The organism is Pseudomonas sp. HT11 (assembly GCF_044875395.1).
Classification (GTDB): Bacteria; Pseudomonadota; Gammaproteobacteria; order Pseudomonadales; family Pseudomonadaceae; genus Aquipseudomonas.
On the sequence record NZ_CP173217.1, the window covers coordinates 5,746,324 to 5,768,595 of the forward strand.

Annotated in this window: 21 protein-coding genes; 9 read left to right on the forward strand and 12 right to left on the reverse strand. The window is 61.4% G+C overall.

Going from position 1 to position 22,272, the window contains the following annotated elements; translation table 11 throughout:
* Positions 1-80: 80 nt before the first annotated feature.
* The 5 genes from pqqA (at position 81) to pqqE (ending at position 3,297) form a co-directional block, all read left to right on the forward strand.
* Positions 81-155, forward strand: a complete 75-nt coding sequence (gene pqqA, locus ABWL43_RS26585; RefSeq protein ID WP_003194766.1) for a pyrroloquinoline quinone precursor peptide PqqA — start codon at positions 81-83, stop codon at positions 153-155.
* A 71-nt stretch (positions 156-226) separates the two neighbouring features.
* Positions 227-1,138, forward strand: a complete 912-nt coding sequence (gene pqqB, locus ABWL43_RS26590) for a pyrroloquinoline quinone biosynthesis protein PqqB (protein ID WP_106575537.1) — start codon at positions 227-229, stop codon at positions 1,136-1,138.
* Between the two features lie 11 nt (positions 1,139-1,149).
* Complete coding sequence (gene pqqC, locus ABWL43_RS26595) at positions 1,150-1,902, forward strand: pyrroloquinoline-quinone synthase PqqC (RefSeq protein ID WP_145157473.1); 753 nt, start codon at positions 1,150-1,152, stop codon at positions 1,900-1,902.
* Complete coding sequence (gene pqqD, locus ABWL43_RS26600) at positions 1,899-2,174, forward strand: pyrroloquinoline quinone biosynthesis peptide chaperone PqqD (protein WP_017138041.1); 276 nt, start codon at positions 1,899-1,901, stop codon at positions 2,172-2,174. Before pqqC ends, pqqD begins: the two co-directional genes overlap by 4 nt.
* A complete protein-coding gene (gene pqqE, locus ABWL43_RS26605; protein WP_404485456.1) occupies positions 2,146-3,297 on the forward strand; it encodes a pyrroloquinoline quinone biosynthesis protein PqqE in 1,152 nt (383 codons plus the stop codon). Before pqqD ends, pqqE begins: the two co-directional genes overlap by 29 nt.
* A 5-nt stretch (positions 3,298-3,302) precedes the next feature.
* On the opposite strand, the gene ABWL43_RS26610 is transcribed toward pqqE, so the two are convergent.
* The gene (locus tag ABWL43_RS26610; RefSeq protein WP_010207008.1) at positions 3,303-3,461 is read right to left on the reverse strand and encodes a YqaE/Pmp3 family membrane protein; all 159 of its coding nucleotides are present in this window, start codon (positions 3,459-3,461) and stop codon (positions 3,303-3,305) included.
* 181 nt (positions 3,462-3,642) lie between these two features.
* On the reverse strand, positions 3,643-4,905 hold the full coding sequence (locus tag ABWL43_RS26615; RefSeq protein ID WP_404485460.1) for an aspartate aminotransferase family protein: 1,263 nt from the start codon (positions 4,903-4,905) through the stop codon (positions 3,643-3,645).
* A gap of 209 nt (positions 4,906-5,114) precedes the next feature.
* On the opposite strand from ABWL43_RS26615, the gene ABWL43_RS26620 reads away from it, so the two are divergent.
* The gene (locus ABWL43_RS26620; protein ID WP_145157477.1) at positions 5,115-6,014 is read left to right on the forward strand and encodes a LysR family transcriptional regulator; all 900 of its coding nucleotides are present in this window, start codon (positions 5,115-5,117) and stop codon (positions 6,012-6,014) included.
* Positions 6,015-6,240: 226 nt separating this feature from the next.
* On the opposite strand, the gene ABWL43_RS26625 is transcribed toward ABWL43_RS26620, so the two are convergent.
* The 3 genes from ABWL43_RS26625 to ABWL43_RS26635 form a co-directional block, all read right to left on the reverse strand.
* The gene (locus ABWL43_RS26625) at positions 6,241-8,019 is read right to left on the reverse strand and encodes an acyl-CoA dehydrogenase C-terminal domain-containing protein (protein WP_404485462.1); all 1,779 of its coding nucleotides are present in this window, start codon (positions 8,017-8,019) and stop codon (positions 6,241-6,243) included.
* A 259-nt stretch (positions 8,020-8,278) separates the two neighbouring features.
* Positions 8,279-10,048: an acyl-CoA dehydrogenase C-terminal domain-containing protein gene (locus ABWL43_RS26630; RefSeq protein ID WP_404485465.1), complete on the reverse strand. Its 1,770-nt coding sequence runs from the start codon at positions 10,046-10,048 to the stop codon at positions 8,279-8,281.
* A gap of 90 nt (positions 10,049-10,138) precedes the next feature.
* Positions 10,139-11,428: a diguanylate cyclase gene (locus ABWL43_RS26635; protein WP_262209351.1), complete on the reverse strand. Its 1,290-nt coding sequence runs from the start codon at positions 11,426-11,428 to the stop codon at positions 10,139-10,141.
* 314 nt (positions 11,429-11,742) lie between these two features.
* Here ABWL43_RS26635 and ABWL43_RS26640 point away from each other — a divergent pair, with 314 nt between their 5' ends.
* Positions 11,743-13,338, forward strand: coding sequence for a hypothetical protein (locus ABWL43_RS26640; RefSeq protein ID WP_404485468.1), 1,596 nt, complete (start codon positions 11,743-11,745; stop codon positions 13,336-13,338).
* 76 nt (positions 13,339-13,414) lie between these two features.
* Here the strand turns inward: ABWL43_RS26640 and ABWL43_RS26645 are convergent, their stop codons facing one another.
* The 7 genes from ABWL43_RS26645 to bioB all read right to left on the reverse strand — a co-directional run bounded on the left by ABWL43_RS26645 (position 13,415) and on the right by bioB (position 20,546).
* Positions 13,415-15,220 (reverse strand): phenylacyl-CoA dehydrogenase, encoded by a 1,806-nt coding sequence (locus ABWL43_RS26645; protein WP_145157486.1) that lies wholly within the window; start codon positions 15,218-15,220, stop codon positions 13,415-13,417.
* Between the two features lie 337 nt (positions 15,221-15,557).
* Positions 15,558-15,839 (reverse strand): pyrroloquinoline quinone biosynthesis protein PqqE, encoded by a 282-nt coding sequence (locus tag ABWL43_RS26650; RefSeq protein ID WP_404485471.1) that lies wholly within the window; start codon positions 15,837-15,839, stop codon positions 15,558-15,560.
* A gap of 106 nt (positions 15,840-15,945) precedes the next feature.
* Positions 15,946-16,626, reverse strand: a complete 681-nt coding sequence (gene bioD, locus ABWL43_RS26655; RefSeq protein ID WP_106575548.1) for a dethiobiotin synthase — start codon at positions 16,624-16,626, stop codon at positions 15,946-15,948.
* Positions 16,623-17,435, reverse strand: coding sequence for a malonyl-ACP O-methyltransferase BioC (gene bioC / locus ABWL43_RS26660; protein WP_242200721.1), 813 nt, complete (start codon positions 17,433-17,435; stop codon positions 16,623-16,625). Before bioC ends, bioD begins: the two co-directional genes overlap by 4 nt.
* Positions 17,428-18,159, reverse strand: a complete 732-nt coding sequence (locus tag ABWL43_RS26665) for an alpha/beta fold hydrolase (RefSeq protein WP_404485475.1) — start codon at positions 18,157-18,159, stop codon at positions 17,428-17,430. The genes bioC and ABWL43_RS26665 overlap by 8 nt, the downstream gene beginning before the upstream one ends.
* Positions 18,152-19,333 (reverse strand): 8-amino-7-oxononanoate synthase, encoded by a 1,182-nt coding sequence (gene bioF, locus ABWL43_RS26670; protein WP_404485479.1) that lies wholly within the window; start codon positions 19,331-19,333, stop codon positions 18,152-18,154. The genes ABWL43_RS26665 and bioF overlap by 8 nt, the downstream gene beginning before the upstream one ends.
* Positions 19,334-19,490: 157 nt before the next feature.
* On the reverse strand, positions 19,491-20,546 hold the full coding sequence (gene bioB, locus ABWL43_RS26675) for a biotin synthase BioB (RefSeq protein ID WP_145157491.1): 1,056 nt from the start codon (positions 20,544-20,546) through the stop codon (positions 19,491-19,493).
* Positions 20,547-20,638: 92 nt separating this feature from the next.
* On the opposite strand from bioB, the gene ABWL43_RS26680 reads away from it, so the two are divergent.
* Complete coding sequence (locus ABWL43_RS26680; RefSeq protein ID WP_262209361.1) at positions 20,639-21,376, forward strand: ComF family protein; 738 nt, start codon at positions 20,639-20,641, stop codon at positions 21,374-21,376.
* A gap of 57 nt (positions 21,377-21,433) precedes the next feature.
* The gene (locus tag ABWL43_RS26685) at positions 21,434-22,198 is read left to right on the forward strand and encodes a TOBE domain-containing protein (protein WP_242200711.1); all 765 of its coding nucleotides are present in this window, start codon (positions 21,434-21,436) and stop codon (positions 22,196-22,198) included.
* Positions 22,199-22,272 lie beyond the last annotated feature (74 nt).

Consider the following 22,272-nt stretch of genomic DNA (forward strand, 5'->3'; position numbering starts at 1 on the left):
CACACCTCTGAACATCTCCGATTGGAGGTGGACTATATGTATGAGTAGTGAACGTCCCATCCCTTCGTAGGAGTATGAATATGACCTGGTCCAAACCTGCTTACACTGATCTGCGTATCGGTTTCGAAGTCACCATGTACTTCGCCAGCCGTTGATTGGCTGAGTAATACAACGCCTCGGTTCGCCCGGGGCGTTTTTGTTTTGAGCTTTGCGTGATGGAGCAATCATGTTTGTCCAGATTCTAGGTTCCGCCGCCGGCGGTGGCTTCCCGCAGTGGAACTGCAACTGCGTGAACTGCGCAGGTTTTCGTGACGGCAGCCTGCGGGCCCAGGCGCGCACTCAGTCGTCCATCGCGATTTCCGACGATGGCGTGAATTGGGTACTGTGCAACGCTTCGCCGGATATCCGCGCGCAACTGCAAGGCTTCGCCCCGATGCAACCCGGCCGTGCGCTGCGCGATACCGGTATCAGCGCGATCATCCTGATGGACAGCCAGATCGACCACACCACCGGCCTGTTGAGCCTGCGCGAAGGCTGCCCGCACCAGGTGTGGTGCACCGACATGGTCCATGAAGATTTGAGTACTGGTTTCCCGCTGTTCACCATGCTCACGCACTGGAACGGCGGCCTGGCCTGGAACCGCATCGAGCTGGACGCCAGCTTCACCATTCCGGCCTGCCCCAACCTGCGTTTCACGCCGCTGCCATTGCGCAGCGCCGCGCCGCCCTACTCGCCGCACCGCTTCGACCCGCACCCAGGCGACAACATCGGCCTGATCGTCGAAGACCTGCGCACCGGCGGCAAACTGTTTTACGCCCCTGGGCTGGGCAAGGTCGACGCGCCGTTGCTGGAGATCATGGCCGGCAGCGATTGCCTGCTGGTGGATGGCACGATGTGGGACGACGATGAAATGCAGCGCCGTGGCGTCGGCACCCGCACTGGTCGCGAGATGGGCCACCTGGCTCAGAACGGCCCCGGCGGCATGCTCGAAGTGCTGGAGCAGTTGCCCGAGCAGCGCAAGGTGCTGATCCACATCAACAACACCAACCCGATCCTCGATGAAGACTCCCCCGAACGGGCCGAGCTGGCACGGCGTAATGTTGAAGTGGCTTACGACGGCATGAGCATTGAATTGTAGGAGCAGACCACATGACTGACACACCGCTGACGCCCGCCGAGTTCGAGCATGCCTTGCGGGCCAAAGGCGCCTTTTACCATATCCATCACCCGTACCACGTGGCGATGTATGAAGGCCGCGCCACCCGCGAGCAGATCCAGGGTTGGGTCGCCAACCGTTTCTACTACCAGGTGAATATCCCGCTGAAAGACGCCGCGATCCTGGCCAATTGCCCGGACCGCGAGATCCGCCGCGAGTGGATCCAGCGCCTGCTCGACCACGACGGTGCTCCCGGTGAAGACGGCGGTATTGAAGCCTGGTTGCGTCTGGGCCAGGCCGTTGGCCTGGACCCGGACCAACTGCGGTCTCAGGAACTGGTGCTGCCCGGCGTGCGTTTTGCCGTGGATGCCTACGTCAACTTTGCCCGCCGTGCCAGCTGGCAAGAAGCCGCCAGCAGCTCGCTGACCGAGCTGTTCGCGCCGCAGATCCACCAGTCGCGCCTCGACAGCTGGCCGCAGCACTATCCGTGGATCGACCCGGCCGGTTATGAGTATTTCCGTACCCGCCTGGGCCAGGCACGTCGCGATGTGGAACACGGCTTGGCGATCACGTTGCAGCACTACACCACTCGCGAAGGTCAGGAGCGCATGCTGGAAATTCTCCAGTTCAAACTCGACATCTTGTGGAGCATGCTGGATGCCATGAGCATGGCCTATGAACTGAACCGCCCGCCATATCACAGCGTGACTGATCAGCGTGTATGGCATAAAGGGATCACCCTATGAGCTTTGATCGCAGCAGAACACCGACCTGGCGCCAGGGCTATCGCTACCAGTACGAGCCCGCGCAAAAAGGCCACGTATTGCTCTACCCCGAAGGCATGATCAAGCTCAACGACAGCGCCGCGCTGATCGGTGGTCTGATCGATGGCGAACGCGACGTGGCTGCCATCATCGCCGAGCTGGATAAACAATTCCCCGGCGTACCTGAACTCGGTCAAGACATCGAGGATTTCATGGAGGTCGCCCGTGCTGAGCACTGGATCGAACTTGCCTGAAAAGCCACCCGTTGGCCTGCCGCTGTGGCTGCTCGCCGAGCTGACTTACCGTTGCCCGTTGCAGTGCCCGTACTGCTCAAACCCGCTGGATTTCGCCGAGCAGGGTAAAGAGCTGAGCACCGAGCAATGGATCAAAGTGTTTCGCGAAGCGCGGGAAATGGGCGCCGCGCAACTGGGGCTTTCCGGCGGTGAACCGCTGGTGCGCCAGGACCTTGCCGAACTGATCGCCGAGGCGCGCAAGCTGGGTTTCTACACCAACCTGATCACCTCCGGCATCGGTCTCACTGAGCAGAAAATCAGCGACTTCAAGAAGGCCGGCCTGGACCATATTCAGATCAGCTTCCAGGCCAGCGACGAGCAGGTGAACAATCTGCTGGCCGGCTCGAAAAAAGCCTTCGCGCAAAAGCTGGAAATGGCCCGGGCGGTGAAGGCGCATGGCTATCCGATGGTGCTGAACTTCGTCACGCATCGGCACAATATCGACAAGATCGACCGCATTATCGAGCTGTGCATCGCGCTGGAAGCAGACTTCGTCGAGCTCGCTACCTGCCAGTTCTACGGTTGGGCGCAGCTCAATCGTGTGGGGTTGTTGCCGACAAAAGAACAGCTGGTGCGCGCCGAACGCATCACCAACGAATACCGCGCCAAGCTCGAAGCCGAAGGCCACCCGTGCAAGCTGATCTTCGTTACACCGGACTACTACGAGGAACGCCCAAAAGCCTGCATGAACGGCTGGGGCAGTATTTTTCTGACCGTAACACCGGACGGCACTGCCCTGCCCTGCCACGGTGCCCGACAGATGCCGGTGCAATTTCCCAACGTGCGCGACCACAGCATGCAGCACATCTGGTACGACTCGTTTGGCTTCAACCGCTTTCGCGGCTACGACTGGATGCCCGAGCCGTGCCGTTCATGCGATGAAAAGGAAAAGGACTTCGGCGGCTGCCGCTGCCAGGCGTTCATGCTCACGGGCGACGCGAGCAACGCCGACCCGGTGTGCAGCAAGTCCGAGCAGCACGGCATCATCCTGCAAGCGCGGGAAGAAGCCGAACACGCCACCCAGACCATCGAGCAATTGGCCTTTCGCAACGAGCGCAACTCGCGGCTCATTGCAAAAGGCTGACAGTTTTAGCGTTTGGCGATGATGTACACGGCGTGAATGATGCCCGGGAAGTAACCGCACAGGGTCAGCAGGATGTTTAGCCAGAACGCGCCGGCAAAACCCACTTGCAGGAACACACCCAGTGGCGGCAGCAGAATGGCGATGATGATGCGAATGATGTCCATGGGTCAGCTCCAGATAATCGGCTCGTGTGAGCCGTGTAGCTAATCGACCTTGGGCACTCGTGAGGGTTCAGTGGGATCTGGCACTGGGCCAGCTTGAAGTGCGCGGACAAAAAAACGCCCCCAGCCAAAAGAATCAGGCTGAGGGCGCCGCGTAGGCCGCGAGACGGTTCTGAAATGTGGGTTAAACGGCGATGCCCTTGCGGCATTGCAACTGCGCGGTGCGCACTCGGGAGAAGGCGCGAGCCAGGCGCAAAAGCATTTCGTCGATATTGCTTTTGCTGACCGTCAAGGCTGGGGTGAAGCGCAGGCCGTTGGGTTGCGCGGCGTTAAGGATCAAACCTTCGTGCAGTGCTGCTTTTACGACGGCATCTGCAGAATCATCCGACAATGTCAGGCCCCACATCAGGCCATGGCCGCGCAATTGGCCGTGATCGTAGCGATAAGCCAGGCGGGCGAGGCCTTCGCCAAGGTAAAGGCCGGACTCGCGCACCTGCTCCAGAAAGCCCGGCTCCAGTACCGTTTTTAGTACCGCCTCCCCGGCCGCTGCCATCAACGCGTTGCCATGGTGGGTGCCATCCAGCTCGCCCAGCTCGAAGCAACAGGCCTTGCCACGCGCCAGCAGGGCCGCCAACGGCACGCCGCCGCCCAGGCCTTTGCCAAGGGTGATGATGTCGGCGCGCACGCCGTACTGTTGTTCGACGAGCAAGGTGCCGCAGCGGCCGATGCCGGTGTGCACTTCATCAAGAATCAGCAGGATGCCCAGCTCGCGGCACAGGCGTTCAACACCTTTCAGGTAGTGCTCGGTGGCGGGGATCACGCCGGCTGCGCCCTGAATCGGCTCCAGCATGATGGCCACCGTCTGTGCATCGACCGCCGCGTGCAACGCAGGCAGGTCGTTGAAAGGCACATGGCTAAAGCCCGGCAATTGCGGTTCAAAACGGTTGCCGCCCGCCCCGGTCGAAGCCGCCATCGCCGCGAAACTGCGGCCATGGCAACCGTTGCTGGCGCTGATGATGTGGTACGCGCCGCCGCGGTGCTGTTGGCCCCATTTGCGCGCCAGCTTGATCGCAGCTTCGCAGGCTTCAGCGCCGCTATTAAGCAGGTATCCCTGATCACTGCGCGTGTGATGGCACAACCGGTCGACGAGGTTCAGTTGGGGGCGATTGTGCAAGCCATTGCCGGGGTTGATCAGCGCCTGAGTCTGATCGGCAAGGGCCTTGATCAGCACCTGCGGGCTGTGGCCCAGGCTGTTGGCGGCGCTGCCCTGACTGAAATCAAGGTATGCACGGTTGTCGCTGTCCCAGAGCCAGGAGCCCTGGCCACGCACGAAGACCTGCGCAGGCCTTACGACGGTGGGCATCAGGGCATCGCTGGGCAGATCCTCGTGCGGCGCGTCGAGGATCAGATCGTCCAGGCTCGGTGCAGGGCGACGAAACAGATTCACACCTCACCCCCAATGGCAACCTGACCTTGGTCGCAATCCTGTGCAAAGACTGACTCGAGGTTTTTTGTCTTGCCTATGTAAACGCCATCAACATAAACGCTATTCATTGCCAGATCCGGCCCTGTAAGCCTTGCGAATAGGCGCTAGACTAGGCGTCTCGGGGCCCACCGGCCATTTCGATTTTCCAGCTTTTTCGATAAGTAAGCCTTATGGATTTCAAGCAACTGCGTTATTTCGTCGCGGTGTATGAGGAAGGCCACGTTGGCCGCGCTGCGGAGCGTCTGTCGATCTCCCAACCGGCCCTGTCGCAACAGATTCGCCAGCTGGAGCAGAACCTGGATGTGAGCCTGTTCGAGCGCAGCAGCAAGCGCCTGCTGCCGACGCTGGCCGCGCATACCTTGTACAACCACGCATTGCCGCTGATCGACGGTATGCAACAGGCCGTCGAAGCCCTGCGCAACTTCAAGGGCCAGGCCATGCGCACGCTGGCCATCGGCGTGCTGCAAACGGTGCACACCAGCCTGGTCCCGCAAATGCTTGAGCGCGTGCGCAAGGCCCAGCCGCATCTGGTGGTGCAGATCTACGAATTGACCGGCCTGGAGATTGAACGGCGCTTGCTCAACGGCTCGCTGGACATCGGCATCAGCTACCTGCCGCCGCGTCAGCCGGGGCTGCACGGCGTGCTGTTGTATGAAGACGAATTAAAGGTCGTGATCCCGGAGGACCACCCCTTGCGCGAATTCAAGAAGGTCTCGCTGAAACAGGCGGCCGAATTACCGATGTTGCTACTGGGAGAGGAGTTTCAGGTGCGGCAGATCTGGCAGGGCCAGCTCGCCAACCTCGGGCGCCGGCCACAGGTGCAGGCCGAACTGAATACCATGGTCGGCATTCTCGACAGCCTGCCCCATACCAAGCTGGCCACGGTACTGCCCGGGCGCTCCCAGGATGAGCACAACAGCAAGGCGCTGTTGTGGAAACCCTTGAGCGAACCCCGGGTGGCGCTGAAAGTGGGCTTGGTGTGCCGCGATGTACAGCGCCAGCAAGCAACGGTGGCGTTATTGCGCACGCTGCTGGAAGACGTGATGAATGCCCCGCAGGCGCCTGCCTGACTTTTTCGCGGGCAAAAGAAAACCCCGCCGAAGCGGGGTTTTGCAGACTGTTTCCCTGACATCCATTTCACTCCGCCGTCCTGGCAGAATCCTACGTGTCCGTGTTGTTGCTTTGCGCTTCCTGCGCGACGTCCATGTGAAGTAGATTATCCGTGGATCCAATTTGGCGATAGAGGACGAATAGCAGCACGTCATGTAAGAGAATGCTTACACGCCCTCCAAGCCCTTAGAACAGTGCCTCATCCAGCAAAAACAGCGATTCGCTACCGGCTTTTACCGACGCACTCAGCGAATGGATACGTGGCAGCAGGCGCGCAAAGTAGAAACGCGCCGTGCCCAGCTTGCTCGCGTAGAAGTCTTCCTCAGACTCTTTGCCCCACGCGGCCTTCGCCATGCGGGCCCACATGTAGGCGTACGCCATGTAGCCAAAGGCGTGCAGGTATTCCACCGACGCTGCACCGATTTCATTCGGGTTGGTCTTGGCGCGGTCCAGCACCCAGGCGGTCAACTCATCCAGGTTATCCACCGCCGCGCTCAGCGGTCGGGTGAACTCAGCCAGTTGGGCGTCCGCTGTGGCAATGAACTGACGGATCTCGTCAGCGAACAGGGTATAGAACGCGCCGTTGCTGCCGACAATCTTGCGCCCCATCAAGTCCAGCGCCTGAATGCCGTTGGTGCCTTCGTAAATCTGCGTGATGCGCACATCACGCACCAGTTGCTCCTGGCCCCACTCGCGAATGTAGCCGTGGCCGCCAAACACTTGCTGGCCGAGCACGGTGGTTTCCAGGCCCAGATCGCTGAGGAACGCCTTGGCGACGGGTGTGAGCAGTGCCACCAGATTGTCCGCACGCTCACGGGCGGCGGCATCCTCGCTGAACTTGGCGATGTCCAATTGCGTTGCCACGTACGTGGAGAACGCGCGACCGCCTTCATTCGCAGCCTTCATGGTCAGCAGCATGCGGCGCACGTCCGGATGCACGATGATCGGGTCGGCCACTTTGTCTTTAGCCTGGGCGCCGGTCGGTGCGCGGCTTTGCAGGCGATCACGCGCATATTCAATCGCGTTCTGATAGGAGCGCTCGCCGGAGGCCAGGCCCTGGATACCCACCCCCAGACGCTCGTAGTTCATCATGGTGAACATCGCCGCTAACCCACGGTTGGGCTCGCCCACCAGGTAACCCACGGCTTCGTCGAAGTTCATCACGCAGGTCGCAGACGCCTGAATGCCCATCTTGTGTTCGATCGAGCCACAGCTCACCGGGTTACGCGCGCCCAGGCTGCCGTCGGCATTGACCATGAACTTGGGCACCAGAAACAGCGAGATACCTTTCGGACCGGCCGGCGCATCCGGCAGCTTGGCGAGCACCAGATGGATGATGTTTTCGGTGAGGTCGTGTTCGCCACCGGTGATGAAAATTTTGGTGCCGCTGATCGTGTAGGAACCGTCCGCCTGCGGCTCAGCCTTGGTGCGGATAATCCCCAGGTCGGTGCCCGCGTGCGCTTCAGTCAGGCACATGGAGCCGGCCCACTCGCCGGAATACATCTTCGGCAAGTAGTTGGCCTTGAGTGCTTCACTGGCGTGAGTGTTGATCGACACACAGGCGCCAGAGGTGAGCATCGGGTACAGGCCGAATGCCAGGCTCGACGAGTTGATCATTTCCTCAACCTGGGCCGACACCGCCTTGGGCATGCCCATGCCGCCAAAGACAGGGTCGCCGCCTACACCCACCCAGCCACCTTCGGCGTAGGTTTTGTAGGCCTGGGGGAAACCATCCGGTGTGCTGACCACGGTATCGGCCCAACGGCAGCCTTGCTCGTCGCCATTGCGGCTCAGCGGTGCGATGGATTTGGCGGTGACCTTGCCGGCTTCCTCAAGGATCGCCTCGACGGTTTCGGCATCCACGATGTCTGCCAATGCCGGCAATTGGGCCCAAGTGGTGGCGACCTCAAAGACTTCGTTGAGGACGAAGCGCATATCACGCAGCGGCGCTTTGTAATCAGCCATGGCAAACCTCGTGAGAACGTGAAAAGTAAGTCGGTAGGATCGGTTTTACAGGCTCCGAGTGTACCCGAACAACTTTTCAGACACATAGGGTCCGTTCGTGACTATTAAGTATTTATAAGTCACACACAGATCTAATGTAGGAGCTGGCTTGCCTGCGATGGCATCACTGCAGCTTCACTGACCTACCGAGGTGACTGCATCGCAGGCAAGCCAGCTCCACACAAGCCCGCACACAGTTACCCGCAGAAGCATCAGCCGCCTACAGGGCAAACAACTCAGCAGGCAAGCTCATCAGGCACTCGCTGCCCGCCTCCACCGCGGCCCGGTGCGTGGCCGTACGCGGCAGCAAGCGCTTGAAGTAGAAGTCGCAGGTCGAAAGCTTTGCCTGGGCAAACTCGGCGTCGTCGTGTGCCTGAGCCGCTATCGCCATACGCAACCACAGGTAGGCGAGGATGATGTAACCGCTGTACATCAAGTAATCCACCGCCGCGGCGCCCACTTCGTCGGGGTTTTTCATGGCGGCCATGCCGACCTTCATTGTCAGCTCGCCCCATTGCTGGTTCAGTTGATCGAGTTGCGCCACGTGGGCCTTGAGCTGCGGGTGTTCGGCATTTGCCGCGCAGAATTTATGCACGATTTTGGTAAAACCACGCAGCAGCTTGCCCTGGCTACCGAGCACCTTGCGCCCCAGCAGGTCGAGCGCCTGGATGCCATTGGTGCCTTCATAGATCGGCGCGATCCGCGCATCGCGTGCCAACTGTTCCATGCCCCATTCACGAATATAACCGTGGCCACCGAATACCTGCATGCCGTGGTTGGTCACCTCCAGGCCCGTGTCGGTCATAAAGGCTTTGCAGATCGGCGTGAGGAACGCCAACAGGTCTTCAGCGTCCTGGCGCTGACCCGCGTCGTTGCTCAGGTGCGCGGTGTCGAGCAATTGCGCGGTGAAATACGTCAGCGCGCGGTTGCCTTCGTTGAAGGCTTTCATGGTCAGCAGCATGCGGCGTACATCAGCGTGCACGATGATGGGGTCGGCGGCCTTTTCCGGGGCCTTGGCGCCGGTCAGCGAGCGCATTTGCAGGCGATCATTGGCGTACTTGATTGCGCCCTGGAAGCTCGCCTCGCCATTGCACAGGCCCTGCATGCCGGTCCCCAGCCGTGCGTGGTTCATCATGGTGAACATGCAGTTGAGGCCTTTATTCGCCTCGCCAATCAAGAACCCCTTGGCACCGTCGAAATTGAGCACGCACGTGGCCGAGGCCTTGATGCCCATCTTGTGCTCGATGGAGCCGCAGTGCACCGCGTTGCGCTCACCCGAATCGGCATGGAACTTGGGCACGATAAACAGCGAGATACCTTTGGTGCCCGCCGGCGCATCCGGCAGTTTGGCCAGCACCAAGTGGATGATGTTCGCACTCAGGTCATGCTCGCCGGCCGAGATGAAGATCTTGCTGCCGGTGACCGCGTAACTGCCGTCGGCCTGGGGCACGGCGCGGGTCTTGATCAGCCCCAGGTCGGTGCCGCAGTGGGCTTCGGTCAGGCACATGGTGCCGGTCCATTCGCCGGCGGTGAGTTTGGTCAGGTAGGTGTCTTTCTGCTCCTCGGTGCCGTGGGCGTGGATCGCCGACATGGCGCCGTGGGTCAGCCCCGGGTACATGCCCCAGGACGTGTTGCTGGAGCCGATCATTTCGCTCAACACCAGCCCCAACGAGTGCGGCAGGCCTTGCCCACCGTAGGCTGGGTCCGCTGCCACGCCATGCCAGCCGCCTTCCACGTACTGGGCGAAAGCTTGCTTGAAGCCCTTGGGCGTGGTGACCACGCCGTTGTCGAAATGGCAGCCTTCCTCATCGCCGCTGCGATTAAGCGGCGCGAGCACGTTTTCGCAGAATTTGGCGCCTTCTTCGAGGATCGCACTGACCATGTCCGGGCTGGCGTCTGTGGCGCCGAGGGCCGCGTAGTGACCGTGAAAATCAAACACGTTGTCGATCAGAAAGCGCATGTCGCGCAGGGGAGCTTTGTACTCAGGCATGGCGATGTCTCCGGCAGCAGATGGTTTCAACCTACTGCCGGCCACCGCCGCAAACAATCACTGTAGAACCGCTGAATACACCGCCATCACTCAACCGGCAGCACTCGCCATACGCACCGCGCCTCGCCGGGTTTGCCCGGCCGCGACCACACAGTTACGTCCGGCGCCCTTGGCGGCATAAAGCGCCTGGTCGGCGGATTTGAGCACTTCTTCCGGGGTGCGCTGTTCGGCCTGGCGTTCGGCCACACCGATGCTGACGGTTACCGACACGCTCGACGCGCCGCTGCCCGCGCGGCGTTGGCGGCCCTGCTGGTCGTCATGAGGGCGGTCGGGGTTGCGCAGCTTGATGTCGTAGTGGGCGATGATCTCGCGAATTTCTTCGAGGTACGGCATGCACTCATCCAGCGTCTTGCCGGCGAAGACCACCGCAAACTCCTCGCCGCCGTAACGGTAGGCACGCCCGCCGCCATTGACCTTGGAGAGCTTGCTGGCGACTAGGCGCAATACCTGGTCGCCGACATCATGGCCGTGGGTGTCGTTGAAACGCTTGAAGTGATCGACGTCACTCATCGCCAGCACGTAGTTGCGCCCAAGGCGCTGCATGCGTTCGTTGAGCGCGCGGCGGCCCGGCAAGCCGGTCAGCTCGTCACGGAAGGCCATTTGATACGCCTCATGTGCCACGCCCGCAGCGATCATCAGCATCACCTGGCTGCACATGATGTTCAGGGTGAACGGCAGGATGAAGGTCTGCGGCAACATCCAGAACAGCCCGAGCAAGCCAACCAGTTGCGCGGCATGCAACGGGCGCGGCTGATACCAGTACTGCGCCGCCAGGGTGACAAATCCAATCAGGAACATCGGGTACGACAGCTGGATCAGGCTCATCCAGCTGCCGTGCAAAGCCGGCCAGCGAATCTCTGCCAGCCAGCTCAACAGCGCTTGCGGGAAGCTTTGCTCAAGCGCCAGCGCCACGCTGCCGACGGCGAAGAGCACGGCGCAACGGGCCACGAAGTCGCGAAACAGGTGGGTTTTTTCCTGCCACAGCGCGTAGATGCTGAACAGCAGCGGCAGCAACAGGCAGCACAGATGGAACACCACCGCCGCGTCTTCCCGGACTCGGCCATTGTCGCGGTAGTAGTCGGTCTGGGTGTCCAGCAGGAAATAAACGACGTACACCGTGATCATCAGGAACAGTTCACGCTGGCGCCGATACACCGCGCAATACGAACCGCCGAGCAGCAGCACCAAGGTCGGCAGCACGTTGAACAGCGAGGTGAAGAACACATTGAGGTCCTTCACGTACGCAGCCGATAGCCCCGCCAGCAGTAACAGCAGTGAAGGTAGGAAATGACTGAAACGTACAGCGGACGCGCGTGACAAGGGTAAAGCTCCGACCCACTCAAAAAGATGGCACAGTGCCTTCACTGATCACAGTTAAGCACATTCAATGTGATGCGTATCACATTGCCATCACTTTAACGGCCGCTCGGCCTAATCCCTGAGCGCCACGCTGCGTTTTTTTATAGGTCATTGCGCAAAAAACAGACGGATGCAATGCGCAGGCCATTCCGTACTGTCAGTTATGACAGTAGTCGCCGGCAGGATTGGCATGTTTACTTGCGCGTACCACTCAATACCGCCCAGCGAGTATTCGGGACAGGGAGTGTCCCTTAAACACGATGGGAGTGACCCTCATGGAAACCTTGGTATCCGAACTGGTGAGCACCAGCTCTCAGTTCCTGATTCGTAACGCCATACCCTCGCTGCCGCCCTTGATTGTGGTGGATGCTCTGCCCGGAACCGGCGGCATGGTGCCGCTGACGGCGGCTGAACGTGACCTGCGAATCCGGATTCCAGCGTTGCCGCAACCGGGGCCTGCCGGGGCCCAGCCCATTATCCGGGTGTATGCCGAGCTGCCCCCGCCGAATGAACACCAAGTCATCGCTTACCTCCAGTTGCCGTCTTACCCCACAGCAGACATTGAAATGCCAGTGCCGCGCCGCTTCGTGGGCAGTGAAGGCGATTATCTGCTGACCTACATCCTGGAAGCCGGTGACAACGTTCTGCGCGCCACCGCCAGCACCCCGCTGCGGGTGCATAAAACGCCACCTTTTGGTTACCTGACCATCACACCGCCAGCCCCGCTGCTGCCATTGAACCTGGCAACTGCGACGATTACCGATGAGTATCTGGCCAGCAATGACCCGGTCGTGTTCCGGATTCCCGAGCACACAGAGATCAACGCCCAGGTTGAGCTGAGGGTCATTCCCTACTACGGCATTACCGACCGGCACATGCAGTTTCCTTTCGCACCTCCGGGCCCTGTTACCTTGCCCGACTATCCGGCCCCGCGCCTGATTTCAGTACCGGCCTCCGTGATTCGCGAGCGCGGCAACGGCCTCATGCAACTGACCTACCGCTTCCTGGACCGGCTAGGCAACCGCTCACGTGATTCGTTGATTCTGGAACTCAGGGTCGCGCTGCAATTGACCCCTTCAAACATTGCCGCTCCGCGCGTGACACAGGCGATTGCGCCCGACAACACGGTGACTCAGGCCGATATCGACCTGAGCGGGCTAGGCGGGATGGAGGTTTGGCTGGACAGTGTCACCAATTTGCAGATCAACGACGCTGTGGCCGTTGTCGTGGGCACGAATACCGTCTTGGCGCCGCCTGTGGTTTACGTGGGCCAACCACTGCCGCTGCGCCTTGTGATCACGACGGCCCAATTACTGGCCATCCTTCCGGGCGCCGCCAGCAACAACACGCCCGCCCAGATAAAATTCCGCATCACCAGGGGGACCACCTTCGTGGAGGGGCCTACCAGAAATCTCATCTTGAACTTCTCGCCGTTGATGACGCTGGCGCAGCCGCAGGTGCTCAACCTTATCGGCGGCAATCTCACTTGCGCCTCGCCGCAGCCGTCGAGCCTGACCTTTCTAAACCGGTCTATCGGTGTATTTATCCCGCCCTCTGCGCTCCTGCGTGCCAACACGGCGGGGACATTGACGTGCGTAATGAGCCGTCAGGATGACGGTTCGAACCCCATTACGCCCCCACTGACTGTCCCGATTGTGTGGGCTGCCGCGGCTTCCACCACCGGGCAAACCGTGTACCTGCAGTATTCGGCCACCATGCGGGTGATCGGCAGGGGCGTCATGTACCTCAGCTACACGACGCAGAATGCCGCCGGGCAATTGCTTCAGTCGCCACCGACGGACATTCCAGTCAGGGGCGTTTTGCCGGGCAACACCTACTGCGACGGCGCGCCTTATATCCCGACACCTTAAGCGCCACGTTGCTGGCCCCCACAAAAAAGCCGCCGCTCCCGAAAGAGCGGCGGCTTTTTCATGAACCCGCCGAGGCTTAGTAGCCCAGGTCGAAGTTCTCTTCTTTCATGTCCATCAGGTTGTTGGCGCCCGACAGCATGGTTGCAACGTGGGTACGGGTACGCGGCAGAATGCGCTGGAAGTAGAAGCGCGCAGTCTGCAGCTTGGCGGTGTAGAAGGCCTCTTCGCTGGTGCCGGCAGCCAGTTTCTCGGCAGCCAGGCGCGCCATGTCGGCCCAGAAGTAAGCCAGGCACGCGTAACCGGAGTACATCAGGTAATCCACCGAAGCGGCACCGACTTCTTCACGGTCTTTCATCGCGGCCATGCCGACCTTCATGGTCAACTCGCCCCATTCCTTGTTCAGTGCAGCCAGCGGTGCGACGAACTCTTTAACCGCTTCGTTGCCTTCGTTGGCCTGGCAGAACTTGTGCACGATCTTGGTGAAGCCCTTGAGCGCTTCGCCTTGAGTCATCAGCACCTTACGGCCGAGCAGGTCCAGCGCCTGGATACCGGTGGTGCCTTCGTACAGCATCGAAATGCGGCTGTCGCGAACGTTCTGCTCCATGCCCCACTCGGCAATGAAGCCGTGGCCGCCGTAGATTTGCACGCCGTGGTTGGCGGCTTCAAAACCGACTTCGGTCATGAACGCCTTGGCGATCGGGGTCATGAATGCCAGCAGGGCATCGGCCTGCTTTTTCGCTTCGTCGTCGGTGCCGTATTTGACGATGTCCACTTGCTTGGCGGTGAAGTACACCATCGCACGGTTGCCTTCGGCGAAGGCTTTCATGGTCAGCAGCATGCGGCGCACGTCAGGGTGCACGATGATCGGGTCAGCGGCTTTGTCCGGTGCTTTCGGGCCGGTCAGCGAACGCATTTGCAGGCGATCGCGGGCGTATTTCAGGCCGCCCTGGAAACCGATTTCAGCGTGGGACAGGCCTTGCAGCGCAGTGCCCAGGCGTGCGGTGTTCATAAAGGTGAACATGCAGTTCAGGCCTTTGTTCGCCGGGCCGATCAGGAAACCGGTGGCCGCGTCGAAGTTCATCACGCAGGTGGCGTTGCCGTGGATACCCATCTTGTGTTCCAGGGAACCACAGGACACCGCGTTGCGCTGGCCAATCGAGCCGTCTGCGTTTGGCAGGAATTTGGGCACGATAAACAGCGAAATGCCTTTGGTGCCAGCCGGTGCGTCCGGCAGGCGGGCCAGCACGATGTGGACGATGTTGTCGGCCATGTCGTGTTCACCGGCCGAGATGAAGATCTTGGTGCCAGAGACTTTGTAGGAACCGTCGGCCTGAGGCTCAGCCTTGGTGCGCAACATGCCCAGGTCGGTACCGCAATGGGGTTCGGTCAGGCACATGGTGCCGGTCCACTCGCCCGAGACCAGTTTGGTCAGGTAGGCATTTTGCTGCTCTGGGGTGCCGTGCTCGGAGATGGTGTTCATCGCACCGTGCGACAGGCCCGGGTACATGCCCCACGACCAGTTGGCAGTGCCAACCATTTCGCTGACTGCAAGGCCCAGGGACTCCGGCAGGCCTTGGCCGCCGTGCTCCACGTCGTGGGCCAGGCTTGGCCAGCCGCCTTCAACGAATTGTTTATAGGCTTCTTTGAAACCCGTCGGGGTCTTAACGCCTGACTCGCTCCAGGTACAGCCTTCGATGTCGCCCACGCGGTTCAACGGTGCCAGCACTTGCTCACAGAACTTGGCGCCTTCTTCGAGGATGGCGTCAACCATGTCCGGGGTAGCGTCCTGGCAAGCCGGCAGGCTCTGATAGTGCGCTTCATAACCGAGCAGTTCGTCACGAACGAAGCGAATATCACGCAAGGGGGCCTTGTAGTCAGGCATAGCGATAAACCTCTGCTGATGTATCTGGGATGAACAACCGCGTGGATGCGTTGTGGCGGTCAAACAGGTGTTTGAAACATACGTTTACGACCTGGGGTTGTCAAGCATCGTCCCGCTGCCATTTGTCATGACGCGGATCAACATCAGGCACGGCAAGGCCTGCGGCAAGGCGCCACATGATTGAGCGGTGTAAAAGTTCAGTCAGACGAAGCAGGGCCCATGTGGAAGCGGGCTTGCCTGCGATACAGACGCCGCGGTGTACCAGGGGGACCGAATAGAAGCTGTCGCAGGCAAGCCAGCTCCCACACAAGAGCCGGCATGCCTGGAAAGAGGGGAGTTAAGCGTAGGTATCGATCAGCGTGCCCAGCATTTCATCCGAAGCCTTGGCGACTTTGACGCCCAGCTCCACTTGAAACTTGCCTTGAGCCATTTCAACCATGTTGCTCGCCGAGTTGGATGGCTGGGCACGGTCGTTGGCTTGTAGGCGGTCGCTTTGTGCGTCCGATGGCTGGGTCGTCGCGGCGCTGGCAATCTTGCCGGCGGCCTGGTCGACGCGGTTCTGCCCGGCCTTAATCGTGCTCAGCCCCGAATAAAACGCGCTGCTTCCAGAGATTTCCATGGCGTAAGCCTGCCTTTAGAGAATCGTGAACCTGAATTGAAGCAGACATCCCGGCAAAACGCCCGTCAAAAACACTAATGGCATAATGCCTTAGCGATAGCCAAAATCAGTCAAGCAGGTCCAGTTCCAGGTATTCGGCGACGGCTTCGGCGCTGGCTTGCTTGAGTTTTGGCACGCGCCCAAGGCAAGGCGCAGGTAACCGCTCAGCCAGGGTGGCGAGGTTCTCTTCCAGACGAGAGGTCTTGGGGTCGATGATATTCGCCACCCAGCCTGCCAACGGCAAACCGTCTCGCGCTATGGCTTCCGCAGTGAGCAACGCATGGCTGATACAGCCCAGACGCACGCCCACCACCAGGATCACCGGCAGCTTGAGCGCCTTGGCCAGGTCCGACAGGTTGTCCTGATCAGCCAAGGGCACCCGCCAGCCGCCCGCGCCTTCAATCAAGGTGAAATCCGCCTGCCGCGCCAGAATCTGCTGCATCGGTTTCAACAGCGATTGCACCGTCAACGCCACGCCCGCCTCCCGCGCCGCCAGGTGCGGTGCAATCGCGGGCTCGAACGCCACCGGGTTGACCTCGGCATAGCTCAACGGCAACGAACACTCAGCCAACAGCGCCAAGGCATCGGCATTGCGTAATCCTTTGGGGGTGACCTGGCAGCCCGAAGCCACGGGCTTGCCAGCAGCGGTGCTTTTACCCGCGAGCCTTGCGGCGTGCAGCAGGCCGGCGGCGATGGTGGTCTTGCCGACATCGGTGTCGGTGCCGGTGATGAAGTAAGCGGCGCTCATAGAGGTTTCTCCAGTACGGCATACACCACTTGGTACGTGGCGGGCAGGCCTTGGGCCTGACGGAACTGCTCGTAAGCGCCCACCAGTGCAACAATCCTCGCGCGCCCCGTCAACCCTCCCGGGCGGCCCGGGTTCAGGTTATGCGCGCCCAATGCTTTGAGTTCATGGGTCAGACTGCGCACATCCGGGTAATGCAGCACGTGCGGCCGGCGCTCCAGGCTCACCACCCGCAAGCCGCTGGCGGCGCACAGCTGTTGATAAGCCTCAAAAGTGCGGAAGCGATTGACGTGCACCAGGCCATCCGCGGCCCGCCAGCTTTCGCGCAGCTCACTCAGCGTGCCCACGCACAAGCTGGCAAACGCCAACACCCCGCCGGGTTGCAGCACGCGATAAGCCTCGCGGAGCACGGCGTCAAAATTTGCACACCACTGCACCGCCAGGCTGGAGAAGATCAGCCCGCAACTGTTGCCCTGCAACGGCAGGCGTTCAGCATCACCGGCAATAAAGTGCTCGGCGCCGCCCAATGGCCGCGCGTGGTTGAGCATGCCTTCGGCAATATCCACCGCCACGCCCTGGCTGGCGGGCAATCGCTCGCCCAGCACGCGGCTGAAAAAACCGGTGCCCGAGCCCAGGTCCAGCCAGCGTTGCGGCGCGGCGCCCGTTGGCAGGCGAGCCAACAGCTCGTAACCCACTGCGCGCTGCAACGCGGCCACGCTGTCGTAACTGGCGGCGGCGCGGGAGAAAGACGCCGCCACCTGGCGCTTGTCCGGCAAGGCGCCCGGCAGTGTTGGGTGGGATAAATCAGTCATCAACGCACTCGTGCAAAAAAGCCTGGATGGCCCCCGCTACACCGTGAGGGTCTTCCAGAAGAAAAGCGTGACCGGCCTGTTCAATCAGGCCGATTTCTACATCGGGGAGCAGCGCCAGCAAGTCGCCAGCCGCTTGGGCGGGCACCAGACCATCCAAACCGGCGAACAGATGCAACTGTGGGCCGCGATAGCCGAGCAAGGCTTCGCGGGTATCTAGTTGAGCCAGCAACTCAAGGCCGGTCATCAATTCGCTGGAAGGCGTATTCGGCGCGCCGCTGACCAACAAACGCGAGAGCCCGCGCGGGTCTTGCGCACCCTTGGCACACAGCAGGCCGAAGCGTTTGAGGGTGACCTGGGAGTCGGCATGGCAGCCGGCGAGAAACGCATCGAACGTCTCAGCCGGCATCGCGCTGGGCCAGCCGGCATGCGCGACAAAACACGGATTGCTCGCCAACGTCAGCAAGCCGCAGCAACGTTCGCCGCGGCGCGCCGCCAGCTCCGACGCGAGCATGCCGCCCAGGGACCAACCACCCAGCCAGGCGTTGTCGGGCAGCGTGGCGTCGAGTTCGTCGAGCCATTCACCCAAGTCACTCGATTGCAGCGTCGGCAATGGCTCGATCTGCACCTGCAGGTGTTCGTCGAGGCCGCGCAAGGCTGCGGCCAAGGGCTCCAGTGGCGATACGCCAAGGCCCCAGCCGGGCAGCACTATCAGTCGATCACGCATGGTCGGGCTCCATGGCGCCTAACAAGCGGAAACACTCTTCCAATGCGTTTAACAATAGCTGCACCTGCGCCGCGCTGTGGGCCGCCGTCAACGTCACGCGCAAACGCGCGCCGCCGGCAGGCACGGTGGGTGGGCGGATCGCGGTGACCATCAGGCCGCGCTCGCGCAGCAGCTGCGACAGGCGCACGGCGCGGGCACTGTCGCCAATCAGGATCGGCTGGATCGGCGTGAAGCTGTCCATCAAGTCCAGGCCAAGCTGTTCGGCGCCCTGACGGAACTGGCGGATCAGGCCATTGAGATGCTCGCGTCGCCAATGCTCGGTGCGCAGCAGCTCTAGGCTTTTCAAGGTTGCGCAGGCCAACGCCGGCGGTTGGCTGGTGGTGTAGATGTAAGGCCGGGCGAACTGGATCAGGCTTTCGATCAGCTCTTCGCTGCCCGCCACAAACGCTCCGGCGGTGCCAAAGGCTTTGCCCAGCGTGCCGACCAGCACCGGCACATCCTCCTGGCTCAAGCCGAAATGCTCGACGATCCCGCCGCCAGTGGCACCCAGCGGGCCGAAGCCGTGAGCATCATCCACCATCAACCAGGCGCCTTTGGCCTTGGTTTCACGGGCCAGCGCGGGCAGGTCGGCCAGATCGCCGTCCATGCTGAAAACGCCGTCGGTGACCACCAGCGTGTTGCCGGTAGCCTTCTCCAACCGCTTGGCCAGGCTGGCGGCGTCGTTGTGCAAGTAGCGGTTGAACCGCGCACCGCTGAGCAAACCGGCATCCAGCAACGAGGCATGGTTGAGACGGTCTTGCAGCACCGTGTCGCCCTGCCCCACCAGCGCCGTGACGGCGCCGAGGTTGGCCATGTAGCCGGTGGTGAACAGCAACGCGCGCGGGCGCCCGGTCAGGTCGGCCAGGGCTTCTTCCAGTTCATGGTGCGGTGTGGCATGGCCAACCACCAAGTGGGACGCGCCACCGCCCACGCCCCAACGGGACGCACCGGCGCGCCAGGCTTCGATCACGTGCGGGTGATTGGCCAGGCCCAGGTAATCGTTGTTGCAGAACGCCAGCAACGGTTGGCCGTCCACCACGACTTCAGGGCCTTGCGGGCTCTGGAGCAAAGGGCGTTGACGGTAAAGGTGTTCGGCACGACGGGCAGCGAGACGCGCGGCGAGATCAAAAGACATGCAGGCCTCGGATTAGCGGTTCAACTCGGTCAAAAATGTGGGAGCGGGCTTGCTCGCGAATGCGGTGCGTCAGTCAACCTATCTTTCACTGATCCACCGCATTCGCGAGCAAGCCCGCTCCCACATTTGGAATGCATTCCAAATAGGGGGATCGGCGTCAAACCACGGCGTTATAAAACTGCTCGCTGCTCTTCTGTTCCACCAGCGCCTGCTCGATCGCCGCCTGATGCACTTCATCGGCATGCTCTTCACGGGCTTCCGGCAGGATGCCCAGGCGCGCAAACAGCTGCATGTCCTTGTCAGCCTGCGGGTTGGCGGTGGTCAGCAGCTTGTCGCCGTAGAAGATCGAGTTGGCGCCGGCGAAGAACGCCAGGGCCTGCATCTGCTCGTTCATGGCTTCACGGCCGGCCGACAGGCGCACGTGCGACTGCGGCATCAGGATGCGCGCCACGGCGAGCATGCGGATGAAGTCGAACGGGTCGATGTCATCGGCGTTTTCCAGCGGCGTACCGGCCACCTTCACCAGCATGTTGATCGGCACCGACTCCGGATGCTCCGGCAGGTTGGCCAGCTGGATCAGCAGGTTGGCGCGGTCGTCGAGGGACTCGCCCATGCCGAGGATGCCACCCGAGCAGATCTTCATGCCCGAATCGCGCACATAGGCCAGGGTTTGCAGGCGCTCGCTGTAAGTGCGCGTGGTGATGATCGAACCGTAGAACTCAGGCGAGGTGTCGAGGTTGTGGTTGTAGTAGTCGAGGCCGGCCTGGGCCAGGGCCTCGGTCTGGTCCTGGTCGAGACGGCCGAGCGTCATGCAGGTTTCCAGGCCCATGGCCTTCACGCCTTTGACCATTTCGAGCACGTACGGCATGTCTTTGGCCGACGGGTGTTTCCACGCGGCGCCCATGCAGAAGCGGGTCGAACCGATGGCTTTGGCGCGGGCGGCCTCTTCGAGGACCTTCTGCACTTCCATCAGCTTTTCTTTTTCCAGGCCAGTGTTGTAGTGGCCCGACTGCGGACAATATTTGCAATCTTCCGGGCAGGCGCCGGTTTTGATCGACAGCAACGTCGACACCTGCACGCGGTTGGCGTCGAAATGCGCGCGGTGCACGGTCTGCGCCTGGAACAACAGGTCATTGAAAGGCTGCACAAACAGCGCTTTGACTTCGGCTAAGGACCAATCGTGACGCAGGGTGGCAGTGGTGCTGGCGCTCATGGGCGATTCCTTGATTATGCTTGGGCTTTCGCTGCGGGAAGGGCAATACCCACAGTCACGACACGGATGCTCGGCATATTTAAGGAAGATTCATGCACTGTCAACCAGGATACAAACGCGAGGTTTACATCTGGCTAAAAAACAACCAGACCTGTTTAATTTGCGATGAGGCCACAGAATCGGCCGATTGTGTGTGCAACGTCTGCGAAACAGAGCTGCCATGGTTGCTGGCGCAATGCGAGGTGTGCGCCTTGCCGCTGCCAACCAGCGGTTTGATCTGCGGCCAATGCCTGAAAAACCCGCCTGCGTTTAAACACGTCGTCGCACCGTGGTCCTTCAGCTTTCCCGTCGACACCCTGATCAGCCGCTTCAAGCATCAGTCACGCTGGCCCCTCGGCCACCTGCTCGCGCGCCTGCTGGGGCATCACCTGCAACACCGTTTTGACAACGCCGAACTCGAGCGCCCCGACTGCCTGCTGCCCGTGCCCCTGGCGCGTAAACGCCTGCGCGAACGCGGCTTCAACCAGGCGCTGATGCTGTCACGCTGGCTGAGTGAACAGCTTGATATCCCGCACGATGACCACCTGTTGTTACGCCCCCATGAAACCGTCGCGCAACAAGCCCTCGACGCCAAAACCCGCAAACGCAACCTGCTCGCCGCGTTTGCACTGGCTCCCGACGCCCAGGTGCAAGGCCGCCACCTGGCGCTGGTCGACGACGTACTGACCACCGGCGCCACCGCCCACAGCCTGGCGCGGTTGTTGATGGACGCGGGGGCGCGGCAAGTCGATGTGTACTGCCTGGCACGCACACCTAAACCCGGGGCATGACTTGACTCGCGTGCGCCACGCCTGCAACGTCCGCTGACCTTATAGAAGCGTATCCACATGTCTCTGCCGACCTCGCTCAGCCAACACATCATCCGCCGCCCCCAGCGCATCGCCTTGCTGGCGCACATCGCCGAGCAAGGCTCGATCACCCGTGCGGCCAAAAGCGCCGGTTTGAGTTACAAGGCCGCCTGGGATGCCATCGACGAGCTGAACAATCTGGCGCAAAAACCGCTGGTGGAACGCAGCGTCGGCGGCAAAGGCGGCGGCGGTGCCAGGCTGACGGCCGAGGGTGAGCGCGTGCTGCGCCTTTACCAGCGTTTGCAAGTGTTGCAGGCCCAGGTGCTGGGCTCGGATGAAGACGCGAGCGACTTCAACCTGCTCGGCCGGCTGATGCTGCGCACCAGCGCGCGCAACCAATTGCACGGCCAGGTCATCGCCATTGAAAGCCATGGCCGCAATGACATGATCCGCCTGCAACTGTCGGGCGACTTGAGCCTGAGCGCGCAGATCACCCACGACAGCACGCAGCGCCTGGAACTGGAGACCGGCGTGGAGGTGGTCGCCTTGATCAAGGCCGGCTGGCTGGAGTTGCTCGGCCTGGAGCAAGCAGCAACACCTGGACACAATTGCATGAGCGGTGTGATCGAGACGATTCTCGACGCCGAGGATGGCCCCAGCGAGGTGCGCATCACCCTGCCCAACGGCCAGGTTTTATGCGCCCTGGCGCAGCCCGCCGCGCTCAAGGCACTGAAGGCCGCCGAGGGCCAGCCAATTCAGGTGCAGTTCTCGCCCAGCAACGTGTTGCTCGGCACGCCGGTGTAGCGCGAGGGCTACTTCAAACTGCAACAATTTCGTCACGCGCGCTCCTTAAGGTGTCTGCAAAAACCGCAGGGAGC